Origin of the sequence: Vibrio sp. 10N.222.55.A1, assembly GCF_041473835.1 — a bacterium.
GTDB lineage: Bacteria > Pseudomonadota > Gammaproteobacteria > Enterobacterales > Vibrionaceae > Vibrio > Vibrio crassostreae_C.
The window spans coordinates 99,488-113,928 of the sequence record NZ_JBFRSX010000019.1 but is presented as its reverse complement, the minus strand read 5'-3'; the positions used below and the strand labels follow the sequence as shown (position 1 = coordinate 113,928).

General features: G+C 43.1%; 15 protein-coding genes. 9 read left to right on the top strand and 6 right to left on the bottom strand.

Going from position 1 to position 14,441, the window contains the following annotated elements; translation table 11 throughout:
• Positions 1 to 316 precede the first annotated feature (316 nt).
• A complete protein-coding gene (locus AB4493_RS05945; RefSeq protein ID WP_372123966.1) occupies positions 317 to 649 on the top strand; it encodes a hypothetical protein in 333 nt (110 codons plus the stop codon).
• Between the two features lie 251 nt (positions 650 to 900).
• Positions 901 to 1,182: an abortive infection family protein gene (locus AB4493_RS05940; protein WP_372154658.1), complete on the top strand. Its 282-nt coding sequence runs from the start codon at positions 901 to 903 to the stop codon at positions 1,180 to 1,182.
• A gap of 120 nt (positions 1,183 to 1,302) precedes the next feature.
• Here AB4493_RS05940 and AB4493_RS05935 read toward each other — a convergent pair whose 3' ends face one another.
• Together AB4493_RS05935 and AB4493_RS05930 are read right to left on the bottom strand one after the other, a co-directional pair.
• Positions 1,303 to 1,851 (bottom strand): DUF1349 domain-containing protein, encoded by a 549-nt coding sequence (locus AB4493_RS05935; RefSeq protein WP_136974665.1) that lies wholly within the window; start codon positions 1,849 to 1,851, stop codon positions 1,303 to 1,305.
• 16 nt (positions 1,852 to 1,867) lie between these two features.
• Positions 1,868 to 2,257: a hypothetical protein gene (locus tag AB4493_RS05930; protein ID WP_170962819.1), complete on the bottom strand. Its 390-nt coding sequence runs from the start codon at positions 2,255 to 2,257 to the stop codon at positions 1,868 to 1,870.
• Between AB4493_RS05930 and AB4493_RS05925 the strand changes: the two genes are divergently transcribed.
• A complete protein-coding gene (locus tag AB4493_RS05925) occupies positions 2,200 to 2,883 on the top strand; it encodes a sulfite exporter TauE/SafE family protein (protein ID WP_372123962.1) in 684 nt (227 codons plus the stop codon). The two genes, AB4493_RS05930 and AB4493_RS05925, sit on opposite strands and share 58 nt — an antisense overlap.
• Before the next feature lie 14 nt (positions 2,884 to 2,897).
• Here AB4493_RS05925 and AB4493_RS05920 read toward each other — a convergent pair whose 3' ends face one another.
• Positions 2,898 to 3,815: a LysR substrate-binding domain-containing protein gene (locus tag AB4493_RS05920; RefSeq protein WP_372123960.1), complete on the bottom strand. Its 918-nt coding sequence runs from the start codon at positions 3,813 to 3,815 to the stop codon at positions 2,898 to 2,900.
• Positions 3,816 to 4,193: 378 nt separating this feature from the next.
• Here AB4493_RS05920 and AB4493_RS05915 point away from each other — a divergent pair, with 378 nt between their 5' ends.
• Positions 4,194 to 4,484 (top strand): putative quinol monooxygenase, encoded by a 291-nt coding sequence (locus AB4493_RS05915; protein WP_136974669.1) that lies wholly within the window; start codon positions 4,194 to 4,196, stop codon positions 4,482 to 4,484.
• 1 nt (position 4,485) lies between these two features.
• The gene (locus tag AB4493_RS05910; protein ID WP_136974670.1) at positions 4,486 to 5,142 is read left to right on the top strand and encodes a nitroreductase family protein; all 657 of its coding nucleotides are present in this window, start codon (positions 4,486 to 4,488) and stop codon (positions 5,140 to 5,142) included.
• A 255-nt stretch (positions 5,143 to 5,397) separates the two neighbouring features.
• Here the strand turns inward: AB4493_RS05910 and AB4493_RS05905 are convergent, their stop codons facing one another.
• Together AB4493_RS05905 and AB4493_RS05900 are read right to left on the bottom strand one after the other, a co-directional pair.
• Positions 5,398 to 6,231 (bottom strand): RecX family transcriptional regulator, encoded by an 834-nt coding sequence (locus AB4493_RS05905; protein ID WP_029236549.1) that lies wholly within the window; start codon positions 6,229 to 6,231, stop codon positions 5,398 to 5,400.
• 204 nt (positions 6,232 to 6,435) lie between these two features.
• The gene (locus AB4493_RS05900; protein WP_372154657.1) at positions 6,436 to 8,040 is read right to left on the bottom strand and encodes a mechanosensitive ion channel family protein; all 1,605 of its coding nucleotides are present in this window, start codon (positions 8,038 to 8,040) and stop codon (positions 6,436 to 6,438) included.
• 252 nt (positions 8,041 to 8,292) lie between these two features.
• Between AB4493_RS05900 and AB4493_RS05895 the strand changes: the two genes are divergently transcribed.
• The 4 genes from AB4493_RS05895 to AB4493_RS05880 all read left to right on the top strand — a co-directional run bounded on the left by AB4493_RS05895 (position 8,293) and on the right by AB4493_RS05880 (position 12,946).
• Positions 8,293 to 8,541, top strand: a complete 249-nt coding sequence (locus AB4493_RS05895) for a hypothetical protein (protein WP_017062732.1) — start codon at positions 8,293 to 8,295, stop codon at positions 8,539 to 8,541.
• A gap of 921 nt (positions 8,542 to 9,462) precedes the next feature.
• Positions 9,463 to 11,526, top strand: coding sequence for a protein-disulfide reductase DsbD (locus AB4493_RS05890; protein WP_136974700.1), 2,064 nt, complete (start codon positions 9,463 to 9,465; stop codon positions 11,524 to 11,526).
• A 3-nt stretch (positions 11,527 to 11,529) separates the two neighbouring features.
• On the top strand, positions 11,530 to 12,099 hold the full coding sequence (locus AB4493_RS05885; RefSeq protein WP_017064333.1) for a protein disulfide oxidoreductase: 570 nt from the start codon (positions 11,530 to 11,532) through the stop codon (positions 12,097 to 12,099).
• Between the two features lie 127 nt (positions 12,100 to 12,226).
• Positions 12,227 to 12,946, top strand: coding sequence for a DsbA family protein (locus AB4493_RS05880; RefSeq protein ID WP_017071614.1), 720 nt, complete (start codon positions 12,227 to 12,229; stop codon positions 12,944 to 12,946).
• 314 nt (positions 12,947 to 13,260) lie between these two features.
• On the opposite strand, the gene AB4493_RS05875 is transcribed toward AB4493_RS05880, so the two are convergent.
• A complete protein-coding gene (locus tag AB4493_RS05875) occupies positions 13,261 to 14,277 on the bottom strand; it encodes a succinylglutamate desuccinylase/aspartoacylase family protein (RefSeq protein WP_102321348.1) in 1,017 nt (338 codons plus the stop codon).
• Positions 14,278 to 14,441: the final 164 nt, after the last annotated feature.

The window sequence follows — 14,441 nt, the reverse complement described above, 5'->3', positions numbered from 1 at the left end:
AAGTGCGATCCCGCCCTGGCCATACTTTTAATGATCCATGTGTTGCTGAATTAGCAATTTCGCTAAAACGGAATTGTCCAGAACCTTGCTGGCGGGACGATGTAACTCAGAAATGCCCCATTGCTTGCCAGTAACGTTCAACTTCACAAATCACAGTGTGGTGGTTTGACCTACTTTTTCTTGTCTGTGTAATGTCTGTTAATCTGGGTGCCTTACCATTTAAGTACTAACGGTACAATAACTTAACCACGGTAGTTGGCGCTGCCCAGCACTTCACGCGCCGTTTGCTGGTAATAATAAGGATTTAAGAGGCTATATGAAAAGAAGCATTCCCGCACCAGTAATAGCGGTTTTATCAAACAATTTAGCTGCGCTTGAAACCCATGCAAGTCTAGATAATCTTTTTCTGTATGCTGATGCACCAGGAGAACCACCTGAAGGTTCAAAACCTGTCAAAGTGCAAGCGTGGCTAAGGCTCATTAATAAAGAGTCAGATGACCCGCTAAAGGTTCTTGGTAAGCTAATTGAGACGTTCATGGAGTTGCCAGAGCAAGAAGAGGAAGATGTTTTATTGTGGGGAACTAACGTTACCAATCACAAAAAGAATTCAAAGGAAAGCTCGAATCAATTCTTTCACAGTGCAATCTGACTTACATCGCTGGCGGTCTTGTATCTGATGGTAGTTCTGCTCCGAGTCGCTCGTTATCAGATTTAATTAAAGGTAGAGACATTCCCTCGATTGAAGCCGAATTTACAAGGGCACTAGCAAACGTAAACTCTGAACCTAGAGAATCAGTATCAGCAGCATGTAACATTTTGGAATCAATATTTAAGGTATACATTGCGGACGAACAATTAGACAAACCCCAGAAGCAAGACTTACAAAATGTTTGGAAGGTTGTGCGTGGCGACTTAGGTTTTGACCCTAAGTTAGTTCAGGACGACGATCTCAAAAAGGTACTATCGGGAATAGTATCGATTGTTGATGGTATTGGTGCTTTCCGTACACATGCTAGCTCCGCGCACGGTGAGGGACGTATTATGTATAAATTAAAGCCTCGTCATGCTCGATTAGCAGTTCATTCAGCCCATACAATAGCAATGTTCGTGCTTGAGACTTGGGACGAAAAACGTGAGTCAGCGAGACAACAAACGACTATGACAGATACTTGCTGGGAATGATCATGGCAAACACACTCTTGCCCCAATGTGTGTTTCGACCCCGCTAAGCGCTATCGGTTAACATGACTTTTTCAAGAATAAAACTATTACCAAAAGCCAATTGTTATACACCAGGTTGACTCAGCTCATTAGTTGAAATTCACTAAATTTAGCAAAATTCGGTGTGTTTGAACTTCCACTGAAGGTATAAAGCATCACTCCTTTTGCTAGTCCATTTAATGTCTTCGCAGATCCAATGACATGCCAAGACTGCTTTTGATTGCCTCCCAAGTAGGCTGTGATAGTACCCTCATTGTTTTCTAATCTAACTGAGGCTGTCGCGCCTTCAAATGAGCAGCGCTGTTTGATCTCAGGCCGACCATTTTGCTCTATAACAAACACAATCGAAAGCTCGCCCATGAACATTTCTTTGCTAATTTTGATGTAGTTGTTGTTGTCCCAGTAAATGCCTAAGCCAGCTTGTTCAAATGGCAAGGTTGGCTCTAAGGTGATGGTGACTTCTGCGCTATAATTGGGCTGAGATACGGGGTGGATGAATATGTTATCCACGTCACTTGAACCCGCGCCAAAAATATTGCCCTCTTGCACTTGCATCGACAACTGCCCATTTTCAAATGACCAATGGCTTGGGTTCTCATTTTGTATGTACCAGTCGTTTAAATTCTTCATCTCGGACTCCTTGGGTCTAAATCATGCGTTGGCGAAGGCTATAAAAAATATCTTCAAGGTCACCAAGTTTTTGCTGCTCTATGCGCTTTAGCTGTTGCTGCACCGTGTCATACATAAGCGTATTGTTCATGTCATTCAGTGTTGCATAGTGGTGGGTGCGACGGCCTAAAATAAAGTTATTTTGCTCGTTTTCTTTCATCATCATGAAATGATCAATGGTACGCAAAAATGTCTCTTTATCTTGTGGTAATTGTCCATTAAGTTCCGTCAATACATTGATGCCATGGAAGTTGCCATAATTACCCGTTATGCCGTCTAGCTGCGATACCTGCTGTGTTCTTTTATGGGATGGGAAAAGGCGGTGTTGGAGGAATTTTGGGTATGCTCTCGGTGCCACTAATGGCAATGAGTGTTTCGCCTGTCCAAGCTGCTGCTATTTTATTGCCACTTTTATGTGGAATGGATCTAATGGCGCTGTTTTATCATCGTAAAAATTGCAATTATGCCGAACTCAAAGTCATGATGCCTTTTGCGGTATTAGGGGTTATGGCCGCTTCTTACTTCATGGGCAGTCTTCCGACACACATTGTTGAACTAATGATTGGTGGATTGGCGCTGACTTTTCTGGGGCAAAAGTTATTGTTGAAGCAATCAGGTTCACCTAACCGAATCAAAGGCTATGCATTAAACCTATTATCAGGTTTTTCGAGTACGATAGCTCATGCTGGGGGGCCGCCAGCAAGCATGTATTTGCTACCCAAGAAACTGCCTAAAGAGCAACTTATCGGCACCAGCGTTGTGTTTTTCGCTGGGCTTAATTTTGTTAAGATAGTCCCATACAGTTATATGGGACAGCTTGATACACAAAACTTGATGACCTCACTCGTACTTGTACCTATTGCATTTCTGGGGGTGAGAACCGGTGTTTGGTTGGTTAACATCATCACTCAAGAGCTGATTTACAAAATCAGCTATAGCGTATTATTCATTACGGCTATAAAAATGTTGTACTCTGGAGTCACCACGCTATAAGTCATCGGCAGTATCTATAGCACTCCTTTTTCTGCTAATTGCTCAAGTATCACGTTAGTTTTCTCTCTAAAGAAATCTCTTAACAGCCGAACCGTTGGTGTGATGGACTGACGGCTCGGGCAAACCAACCAGAGTTCAGTCGGCGTTGGTTTGTACTCTTTCATAATACTCACCACTCGACCTGCTAAAAGGTCATCAGACATATCAAGGCACGATTTGATTGCCACCCCTTTACCAGCAACACACCAACGCCTCACCAGATCGCCATCATTCGAAGCTCTATTGCCTTTCAGTTTTACCTTATGAGTCGTATCCTCATGACTGAATAACCACTCATTTTGCAACACATCATGCAATTGATAAAACAACGCATTGTGCTCAAGTAGATCGTTCGGCTGAGTGGGTGCTTGATTTTCCGCTAAATAGCTAGGGCTTGCACACAGCACTCTCGGTACATCACAGATTTTAAAGCCATACATATTGGCATCGGTTGGTGAGCCATAGCGCAGAGCCATGTCGACAGAATCACGGTAGAAATCAATATTGCTATCGCTAATACTTGAACGCAGTGAAACATTCGGGTACTGCAATAAAAACTCATCTAACCAAGGAGTAATAAGGTTACGTCCCAAATCAGACGATAGCGCGATACGAATTTCACCATCAATAATGCCCAAGTCTTCATGCATATTCATTTTGGCCCGCTCAAGCATCTTTAGCGCTTCTTCACACTGAGGTAAATAACGCTCACCAGCAGAGGACAATCGCAAGTGACGGGTTGTACGGACAAAAAGCTCCGCGCCCAGTGATGCCTCAACGCGCTTTACCGCTGCACTGGCTGTGGCGGTACGCATATCTAAATTGGTTGCCGCTGCGGTGATGCTGCGAAACTCCGCAACTTTCAAAATAACCTGTAAATCTTCTAAGAGCATGATGAGACCTTCATTCGAAAAAGGGGCAGCAGTAAATGCTACGTTGCTGCTATTTATAAAGCAGTCTTAACAACAGAACAATACATATTCAATTTATTTTTGATAATAATTCAAATTAAAGCCTGTTTTTAATTTTTAATAACTCGCCTACCATAATCTCATTCGAACGACCCCGAATAAACACAAGACCAAGCGCATAACGTTTATGATTATCAAGTTATTTTAGATAATGTTTAAAAAATAATTAGATAATCAATGACAATTCTTTGTCTACACTGATTGGTATTGCCAGTGCTTACAGCAACCCACATCAATAAGGTATTGTTTTTTTTAGGGTTATTATTGTTGTTAACAAGTAGAGAGATAAAGGAAATAAAGATGACTAAATTGACTATTGTTGCAAATATTGTTGCGAACGAAGATAAAGTTGAACTGGTTAAAGCAGAGCTATTAAAGTTGATTGATATCACGCGTGCTGAAGAAGGCTGCATTAACTACGACCTTCATCAAGATAACGAAAACCCAGCACATTTTATGTTCTACGAGAACTGGCAATCTCGCGAACTGTGGCAAGCACATATGGGTAATACACATTTAGCTGAATACATGGCTGCAACAGAAGAAGCGGTAGCAAGCTTTACCTTGAACGAAATGACACAGGTCGCATGATATGACGCACCAAATAATTAAAGATCTGGAGCAACGTTATACTGCTAAACGATACGATGCGACTAAGCGTATTCCACAAGAAGACTTAAGTGTGATTTATCAGGCTATTCGTCTATCAGCGTCTTCAATTAACTCTCAACCATGGAAGTTCATAATAATTGAAAGCAATGAAGCCAAAGAACGAATGAACAAAACTTTCAAGAACAAACACCAGTTTAATCAGCCACACATTAATGCAGCATCACATATTATTTTATTTGCTCACAATACTCGCTATACGCGTGCAGACTATGAAAAAGTTGTCGATAAAAGCATTAAAGACGGTAGATTAGATCCTGCAAATCGTGAACAAGCATTTGGTGGGTTTGCATTTGCCGAGTTAAACACGAGTGAATCAGGTGATACAACTGCATGGACAAAAGCCCAAACCTACCTTGCATTAGGTAATACTCTACATACTTTGGCACGATTAAATATCGATTCCACAACGATGGAAGGTGTTGATTCAGATCTAATTGGTGAAGAGTTTGAAGAGGAACTTGGTGGCTATCAATGCGACGTTGCTTTGGCGATGGGCTATCATCATAAAGATGAAGATTACAATGCAAATTTACCAAAGTCGCGCTTAGACCTTGATACTGTTTTGACGGTTTTGTGAACCTAATGACCTATCCTGAAATGGACTGACACTTGTCAATTTTAACGCTTGATGTCGTTTATCGAGCGTTATTTGAAGAAGTATGTGGTCTAAGTTTATTGTTGTGGGTAGGTGAATTGAGCCATTACATTAGCGACTTTGCAATACCCTAAATAATCCGTTAAACGCTAATTTACCAATCTATATAGCTCACTTATGTCCAATAGTTACTTAGGACAAACCAACATACTACAATAGGAAATTTTTCCGGCTTAGTTATTCGTTATCTTCACTCAATGCAAATTTGATCTCGTCAGAAGAGAACCCCTTTCGACTTAGCATCGCGTAAGCCTTAGAGCGTTCTTTATGATCGTTTAGGTCATAAGGCTTCTTCTGCAACTGTTCTATACACGAAGAATAGAAATCTAGCTGCTCTTCATTAATCAATCGGTCGATGAGCGATGACAGTTCACTTGTGTCAATTTGTCGTTGTCTAAGTTCTTGCTGAATGGCAGTCAGTCCCTTGCCTTTACGAGCGTACTTGAGCACCTCTTTTTCCAAGTCGGCTTTCTCGGCCTTAATTTGAATGTTACTTTTCAGTTGATGCGCTTGTGGGTGCTGGTCAATCGCTACCTTGACTTGTTGATAGCTAAAGCCACGCTTTTGCAGTGTCGCAACCAGCTTTTCACGGCTCATGGTAAAGCTTGAATAGTAGTGGTTGATTCGGTCTATCAAGATGGTTTGTTCATCAATAGACTTTTCGAACGACACTTTATGGATTGCATCAGAAATCACTGAATCGGTCAGCCCCTTCTTCTTCAGTTTTTCGACAATGTATCGAGAACCGAATTCACCAGAGAAAGCTTGTTCCACGAATTGTTCTGCAAACACTTGGTCAGACTTGAGATACCCGAAGCCTTTCAAAGTATTCAACGTTTCATCGATCCATTCTTGATTGTCGGTTTTCACTTTGAGCTTCGCCACTAACTCGCTTTCCGTCATGTCTCTCTGAGTTAAATGCCACATCGCAGAGTTCATAACACTTTCAATTCGCGTCGCTTTTCTTACCGTTGTATTTCTAGTATTCGTTTTTTGCTGTGAATCGTCCATTCGATTTCAACTTTCCAGATTAAGCCTACCCCATCATAACGTAATTCTAAGGTGGTTGAGTGACATAAAAGAATGAAGCTCAACATAAGCGGCAGCCAATAAAAATGGACGCTTGTTCAGCGTCCATTTGATATCACATTAAGAATGATGGCTCTAAGCCATGCTTAGCTTTTTCGTAATAGCTTTTCATACTAGATCTTTCGTTTAGTTCTCTTCGTGATTGTAAATATGTACATCTCGTTGAGGGAATGGAATCGTGATGCCTTCTTCATCGAAGCGTTTCTTCACGGTTTCCGTTACATCCCAGTACACATCCCAATAGTCATCAGTCTTAACCCAAGGTCGTACTACGAAATCAACAGAAGACGTATTCAAGGTATGAAGCTTGATCATATGCTCTGGTTTTTTCAACACTAGAGGGTGTGCAAGAATGATGTCGTTCAATACCGCTTTCGCTTTATCGATATCATCTGAATAACCAATACCGAAAACCATATCAACACGTCTTACACGTTCTGCCGTGATGTTGTTGATCACGTCACCCCAAATCTTGTTGTTTGGGATCACCAAGCGTTGGTTATCAATGGTTTGAACAGTCGTCGATACTAAGCTCATGTCTTTTACCGTGCCTTGCACGCCTGCCACTTTAACCATGTCACCGACGTCATAAGGACGGTAGATCAAGATCATCAAACCCGATGCAAAGTTAGATAGTGTGTCTTGCAATGCGAAACCAATGATGACACCGGCTACACCGAAACCAGTAAGAAGAGGTGCTAGCTCTATCCCTATTTGAGACAGTGCGATAAGCAAACCAATAAACACGACCGCTTTAGATGCGATGGATACAAAGAAGTCCTGCATCAATACACTGAAGTCCATTTTAGAGTGCGAAACACTCTTACGAACGGTTTTGCGAGCCACGTTAGCAATAAGGCGAGTTACATACAAAATACCGAGAAACAGAGCAAGTTTAACGATAAAAGAAGGGGTATTTTCAAAAGCCCATGAACTGAACGAACGAAGCCAACCATCCAACAGCTCCAGTGCAACATCAACATCCAACACATCGGCGTTAATGTCACCTGTCGTCGCTAGCAAAACACGTTTGTACGAAGTCACATCCACGCCAAACGGTTCCATTAGCGTGATGGTTTCTTCTAAGCTCGCGACCATAACGCTAGTACGCTCGCTGAAACGCTCAAGCTCCTTTTTAATCGTCGCTTTCTCTTCTTCATTCACAAAAGACAAACGCGCTTCTAGATCTTGTCGCTGTGTGTCTGTGTAAAGAATGGCATTTGTCAGGTATTTAGAACGAGCAATTAACGCCGTTTTAAGTTCACCTTTAGGAACATCAACATCAACACCACGCTCTTTCGACCAATTTAAGGTCTTAGCAAGCTGCTGATAATAGACATCCATCATTCCGATTCGTTTTTGAATACGCAATTCAAGGCGTTTTTTAGCGTCACCTTCAGCTGAACGGTTTTCTTTACTCATTGAAACGATTTTAGTTTCATTCAACGACAGCAATTTTTGTAGCAGTTCGACCTGCTGAGCAAGAGTGACATCCAGCCCCTCTTTTTTATCTGACGATAGCTGTGAAAAAATCTCTTCGCGTAGGCCCTGATTCTTACGCCTTAAGATATCTTCAAGAAAGGGCTTCTCAGCATCATGCGCCGTTTCTAATGTTGCTAGATCGAGCATTAACTGATCTTGTACTTCTCCGATTTTCTCAACGCTCTGCGCATAACTTCCAAATGCGACAAACGCCAACATTAACAATAGACAACGCCAAACCTTCATCATATTAATTCCTATTACTGTCTAAATTGACCCTATAAATAGTAGTAAAAAGAATATGGATAACAAGCATTTAAACGTATGTTATGCTAAAAATTCGCAAATTATCAGCCTTCTTCTAATATTTGAGAGTTCCAATCCCCTCTTATGACCTGTAGAGTACGCATCCAACAAAGAACAACGACCAATATCTTCATTCTGGCACATGCACTAAAGCGCCTTAAATAGGATGTTGGCTCACAGCAAGAGATCATAAAAATGAACAACGAACTTGATATTATTGAGTCTCTAGAAGAACTAGAGCAATTCCTAATTTCAGTGGAAGCTGGCGGTTTAGGCCTTGAAGGGGTTGAAGGTGTAGGCATGGCAACCAATAATTCAGATGGTCGTCACTTCGTTGCTGTATTCAATAGCAGCCATAAAGTTCTGCTTGCTCGCTGGATCACCAAAGAGGTGTTTGATAACGGTAAAGACTTGGTACGTAACGGCCCTCGCCGCACTCACTAAGCCTTTCCAATAGCACCAATGATTAAAGCCCAACACGTTCACTGACGATCTGTTGGGCTTTTTTGTATCGCCTGTCCCGTCCTGATAGTTAATAAACCACTCAATACAGAATAATTAGCGATAACTTTCAGTTGTTGTGAACTTTAGCTACAGCTCAATGTCGTATTCGCGTGAATTGGTGTTTATGCGTCTTTTATCGTGTATCTGCCGTTTCCCGCATTTATACATAGTTTCACTTTAACCATTTTATGACTTGTGGCACGAAGAGAACTTATCTAAGCTAACCACAATTCAATGAGCTTGCTTTAACGACTAACAGATTTGATTACTGACTAATTTGCTGAACACATCGCTACTTTTCTTATCCACACAGAACCGCCGACAAAAGCATTCGCTTTGGGCGCTCTTCCTTACCGGACTGGTTATCGTAACTTGTCTGGCGAGCGCTCTGGCCGTCAAGAAAGTATCGTTATCTGCATCCGCTAATGGCCAATCAGTCCTAGTTGGCACACAAACTCATACAGAAACCAGTAATCCCCAAACCAACATCGCTTCTTCAGAAAAAATGGCTGCTCTATACGCCAGCGTTTTCGGCTTAGAAGCCTCAAAAATGTTAACGTCCCCCAATTCAAATTCATGCAGCCTAAGTTCGAAAATGCTGACCTTTGCCGCCCCAAAAACCGGCTGGCTGATCCCATTCGTACTTATTATTGCTGTTGCGTTTAACTTACCTCCTCACATCTCGAGATTATCTAGAGACAATCATCGCTCTACTCGACCGACAAAACACCGATTGCATCTAAAGCACTGTATATTTAGAGAGTAAATAACCGGGCTACTACACCCTTTTATTTATTTTTTGGAGATACATTTGTGTACAACACACTACTAACTAAGTTTGTCGATTCATTGGCATTCTCTATGCGTACATGCGCGAAAACCTTAGTCACTGCCCTTTTGGTTATGACGTCATTTACCGCCTTGGCACAGACAACGGGCTGGCTTAGTGTGCCTGAGCATCCGCCTGTTAAAATGCGAATGATGTCGACGGGTGAACAGTCGGATGACGGCTCTAAGATCCAAACCGTGCTCGATGTCGTGCTCGACGGCGACTGGAAAACCTATTGGCGCAGCCCAGGCGAAGGTGGCATTCCGCCAAGCTGGGACTGGTCTGGTTCAACAAACATTGAGTCAGTAGAGTGGCACTGGCCGATACCTAAATACTACGAGCAGCTTGACGTCATGACGTTAGGCTACAAAAAACATGTCAGCTTTCCTGTCACTTTATCCCTGAAAGACAACACGAAGCCTGCGATATTCAGGGCATCGTTTACCTTTCCGTCGTGTACCAATATCTGTGTGTTAACCGATTACGATATCGAACTGCCGATTGACCCACAAACTTTAGCGCTCGATGAAGAAGCGATGTTCTTGTTCAACCAAGGCATGAGCCAATCTCCACGAGAAGCTAATCGCACTTCAGTCAATGGTCTATTTTGGGACAAGAGCAAGCAGCAACTGGTTACTCAGCTGACAAGTAAAAATGGCTGGGATAAGCCGATGGTGTTGATTGACGGGCAAGAAGTGATTGATGACTTCTTCTCTCAACCAAGCGTCCACATCACAGACAATACAATGACGGCCGTATTTGATGTGAGCAACTGGATAGGTGAAGTCGACTTAACGGACCGTAACGTGAGTGTCACCGTTTCAGACACTAATTTCGCCGAAGAGATGACGGCCAAAGTTGGCTCAGAACCGATCGCTTACCAAACAAGCAACAACGGCTTTTTGGCGATGATAGGCTTCGCTTTAATTGGTGGTTTGATCCTCAACATCATGCCATGTGTGTTGCCAGTCTTAGGAATGAAATTAAACAGCATCATTCAAAACCAAGGTGCATCTAATCGTCATATTCGACTCTCATTCTTAGCTTCTGCTTCAGGTGTCATTACATCATTTGCGCTGTTAGCCCTAGGTATGACCGCTCTAAAAATGGGTGGTAATGCAATTGGCTGGGGAATCCAGTTCCAAAATGTTTGGTTCATCGGGTTCATGCTGATCATCACTTTGCTGTTTTCGATTAACCTGCTTGGGTTATTCGAATTCAGACTACCATCAGGTTTAAACACCTGGATGGCAACCAAAGGCGATGACTCACATTCAGGCCACTTTGTTCAAGGCATGTTTGCAACGCTGTTAGCAACGCCGTGTAGCGCGCCATTCCTAGGAACCGCTGTCGCGTATGCACTTGGAGCAAGCTACCAAGAGTTATGGGCTATCTTCATCACGCTTGGTATCGGTATGAGTGCGCCTTGGTTGATCTTTGCGCTATTCCCAAGCCTAACCAAATTGCTTCCAAAGCCTGGGGCGTGGATGTTCAAAGTTAAGCTGGTATTTGGCTTAATGATGTTCATTACCAGCCTATGGCTAACAAGCCTCCTTAGCCCATTCATTGGTAAATTCCCAACTATCCTGCTGTCGCTATTTATCGTGATTTCAGTATTGATTTGGATTGGCCGTAAGTTGGGTCGCAAGGTGCTTATTCCTATCGTCGCAACCACAACCTTGGTGTTTGGTGCTGCATTGATCGTCGGTAGTGTCACCGCTGATAACTGGGCGACTCCGATTGTTGACGATCTCGCTTGGCAAAAGCTGGATGCGAAGCAAATCCCTCAGCTCGTTGATGAAGGCAAAACGGTGTTTGTTGATGTGACTGCTGATTGGTGTATCACTTGTAAAGCCAACAAGATCGGCGTCATCCTTCAAGACCCTGTCTACAGTCACCTACAGCAAGAAGACATTGTTTTGATGAAAGGTGATTGGACAACACCAAGTGAAAGTGTCACTCAATACTTACAAAGTAATGGGCGATTTGGTGTGCCATTTAATATCGTCTACGGCCCGAGCTATAAAAGCGGTATTCCACTGCCTGTCATTCTCAACAGTGACACTGTCGTTCAAGCCATCGACGCTGCGAGATAACTGATGAAGACTCCCAACAATGAAGATAAATCTAGCACGATTGAAGACGACGCTGTAAAGGGTGAGGCCAAAAAGCCAAGTCGTCTTAAGAAGTGGGGAAAGGAACTGGTTTCAATGATATTGATCGTTGGCGTGGTTTCATTTGCCATGGACTTTTATCACAGCAGAAGCATGCCTCAGGGCGATGCGATTCCAATTGTGGGTCAATCGCTCCAAGGCGAAGATATTGATGTTATCGAGCTAAGCAAAAATGGTAAGCCAGTCATTGTCTATTTTTGGGCGACTTGGTGTGGTGCCTGCAAATTTGTAAGCCCGACGGTTAATAGCTTCAGTGATTCCCATCAGGTGGTTTCGGTCGCTCTATCGTCTGGTCCAGACGAACGTGTCCAGCGCTACTTGGATGCAAAAGAGTATGACTTCCCTGTTATCAATGATCTTTCTGGGTCAATCAGCAGAAGTTGGGGCGTTAATGTCACGCCAAGTATTGTCATCATCAAAGATGGAAAGATTAGCAGTATCGCAACCGGCGTTACATCCCCTATCGGCCTGTGGTTAAGAACCTACTTTGCCTAAATCGCTCACAAAGAAAAACAGAGCAAAGCTAAGTAAATAAACCGACTCAGCCAGTTTAACAAACAATATTAATGTGAGCGCAACCTAATAAGCGCTCACGATTATCACGAATTAGAGAAAAGACAATATGAAAAAGCATCTGATAAGCGCACTGATTTTAGGCTCATTAATGAGTACTAATGCCTTCGCAGAATTAAACAAAGAACAAACTCAACAACTTGAAGAAATTAATCAATTCCTGAAGGAAAACCCATCGACGATCTCTGGATTGCATACCAGTTTAGAGCAGTACGTAGCAGGTCAAGAGCAAGCGAAGAAAGCCCAAGCGGAAAGCCATGATTGGTTATACAACAATGACGCTCACCCGATCCTTGGCAATCCAGATGGAAAATCGGTCATCATTAACTTTACCGACTATAACTGCCCTTACTGTAAGCGCTTGGAAAAAGGCTTGGTTCAATTAGCCTCTGAAAACAGCGACATTAAAGTGATCAACGTGTACTTATCGTTTAAGCAACAACAAGTTGCGGGGCTAGACACCAACGCGGCGCTATACGCGATGAAAGTATGGAAAGATAACCCAGAAGCATTCCCTGAAGTTGATAGATTGCTGATGGCGAAAAGCGGTATTCACTCGAAAAGCTCACTAGAAGCCGTTGCCAAGAAGACGGGAACAGAGGCGGAACTAAAAACAACTCAAGAACAAAACCAGGTTCTAACCACTAACCACCAAACGTTCAGTGCACTCGGCTTAACGGGCACTCCAACCATGATGATGAACGGAAATGTTTTACCAGGATATGTGCCTTATGACCGATTAAAAGAGATCGTGGACGACGCTTTTTAATCGACTGTAGATAGAGATAAAAATTCGAAAGAGAAGTGAATAAAAAGCCGACCTGCGTAACTCACAGTCGGCTTTTAATGAGCTTAAGGTAATGTTTTCAATATTATTTTTGAAACAGAAAAGCAGCCGAAGTGTCACTATCTTGCAATGGATTCTTAATCTAGCCTCGCTACTCTAAAAGCAGTTCTGTCGATGAGTCCAAGACGTGCTTACTCTAGACAACTGTCCTTTGACCGAGCCTAGCTCGGTCTTTTTTTACGTGTTTTAGATAACAACACAGTGCATTAACACGGAAACGTCCAACCGACTGAGCCTTAACTCAGCAAGCGACAAACAAGCGCACCCGGCTCCCTTAGCGCATCCACGTTATAGCTAAGGACACGTCCGACAGACGGCGCGTGATAACGGCGACACTCATTACCAAAAGCGTCATATTGAATGGCCAATAAATCATCTTGCTCTACGCTCTGTAGAAGCTCAACCTGCGGCAATACAAAGCCACCAATATCAGCGCGGATAGAAACCACATCATTACCCTCTATCCAATCCATGCTCGGCAGCTGCATTTTCTCGGGATGATTTATTTCAACCTCGAACATTTCATAATAAGATAGCATGTTAAAAACACCGTCTACCGCTCGTTGAATCATGTCAGGCTGAGTAAATTTCCCCATCCCAACTTCCACCGTGATGCTCGGAATTCCACTTCGATTCCAAACCGTTTCCAAAATACCTGGGTCACCAGGGTCATTCAGAACACAATCGGGCTGCATCAGCCTCGCCATCTCCAAACATTGTTCTATGCGGTAATCAGCAAACACATAAAGTGGATAAACTGCGCCACGAGTTTGAGTGTGGAGGTCAACGGCGAAGGTGGCATTATGCTTAAGCAAACGCTCCCACAAAGACGCAACAAAGCGCTCCGCAGCCAAGCCATTCGCGTCACCCGGAAAGAGTCGATTAAGATTAGCAGGGCAAGAACCCGGATCCGAAGAGATGAAATCACGGCTATGGTTCAGCAAGCCAGACAGATTCACAGTAGGTACAATCGTTACCGTGCCTTTGAGCGTTTTACCGACTAAGTCCCTGATAATTTGCTGTGCAGCCAACACTCCGTTTAGCTCATCACCGTGAATACCGGCGGTGATCATCAAACTAGGACCTTCTTGACTGCCTTTGAAAACAGAAACCGGCATGTTCTTTGGTTGCCCTAGCCCATCACTGGTGACTTGAAACCAAAACTGGTGCTCTCCAACGGGTAGGTCTTCAACATTCAAGGAGCCAATAACCTGCCTACCTTGTAAAACATCGCCTAAGTACTCTGTTTTCATCCAACGTCTCCATATTGTTGAGCAGAATCTATTCTCTTCTAAGTTTTTGCATCATAGAGGATATCCTTACCAGTACAAGCAGTTAATCAGATTAACAAGCTCTCAGCGCAGCCAAAATTCACCACCATCGACATACGTGATTGCAAGGTAAAACTTGCCAATGT

Excerpts from the sequence above, each read along its gene's own strand:
- AB4493_RS05945 (WP_372123966.1), top strand. The coding sequence starts at position 317 with ATGAAAAGAAGCATTCCCGCACCAGTAATAGCGGTTTTATCAAACAAT.
- AB4493_RS05935 (WP_136974665.1), bottom strand. The coding sequence starts at position 1,851 with ATGAAGAATTTAAACGACTGGTACATACAAAATGAGAACCCAAGCCAT.
- AB4493_RS05925 (WP_372123962.1), top strand. The coding sequence starts at position 2,200 with ATGGGAAAAGGCGGTGTTGGAGGAATTTTGGGTATGCTCTCGGTGCCA.
- AB4493_RS05920 (WP_372123960.1), bottom strand. The coding sequence starts at position 3,815 with ATGCTCTTAGAAGATTTACAGGTTATTTTGAAAGTTGCGGAGTTTCGC.
- AB4493_RS05915 (WP_136974669.1), top strand. The coding sequence starts at position 4,194 with ATGACTAAATTGACTATTGTTGCAAATATTGTTGCGAACGAAGATAAA.
- AB4493_RS05910 (WP_136974670.1), top strand. The coding sequence starts at position 4,486 with ATGACGCACCAAATAATTAAAGATCTGGAGCAACGTTATACTGCTAAA.
- AB4493_RS05905 (WP_029236549.1), bottom strand. The coding sequence starts at position 6,231 with ATGGACGATTCACAGCAAAAAACGAATACTAGAAATACAACGGTAAGA.
- AB4493_RS05900 (WP_372154657.1), bottom strand. The coding sequence starts at position 8,040 with ATGATGAAGGTTTGGCGTTGTCTATTGTTAATGTTGGCGTTTGTCGCA.
- AB4493_RS05895 (WP_017062732.1), top strand. The coding sequence starts at position 8,293 with ATGAACAACGAACTTGATATTATTGAGTCTCTAGAAGAACTAGAGCAA.
- AB4493_RS05890 (WP_136974700.1), top strand. The coding sequence starts at position 9,463 with ATGCGTACATGCGCGAAAACCTTAGTCACTGCCCTTTTGGTTATGACG.
- AB4493_RS05885 (WP_017064333.1), top strand. The coding sequence starts at position 11,530 with ATGAAGACTCCCAACAATGAAGATAAATCTAGCACGATTGAAGACGAC.
- AB4493_RS05880 (WP_017071614.1), top strand. The coding sequence starts at position 12,227 with ATGAAAAAGCATCTGATAAGCGCACTGATTTTAGGCTCATTAATGAGT.
- AB4493_RS05875 (WP_102321348.1), bottom strand. The coding sequence starts at position 14,277 with ATGAAAACAGAGTACTTAGGCGATGTTTTACAAGGTAGGCAGGTTATT.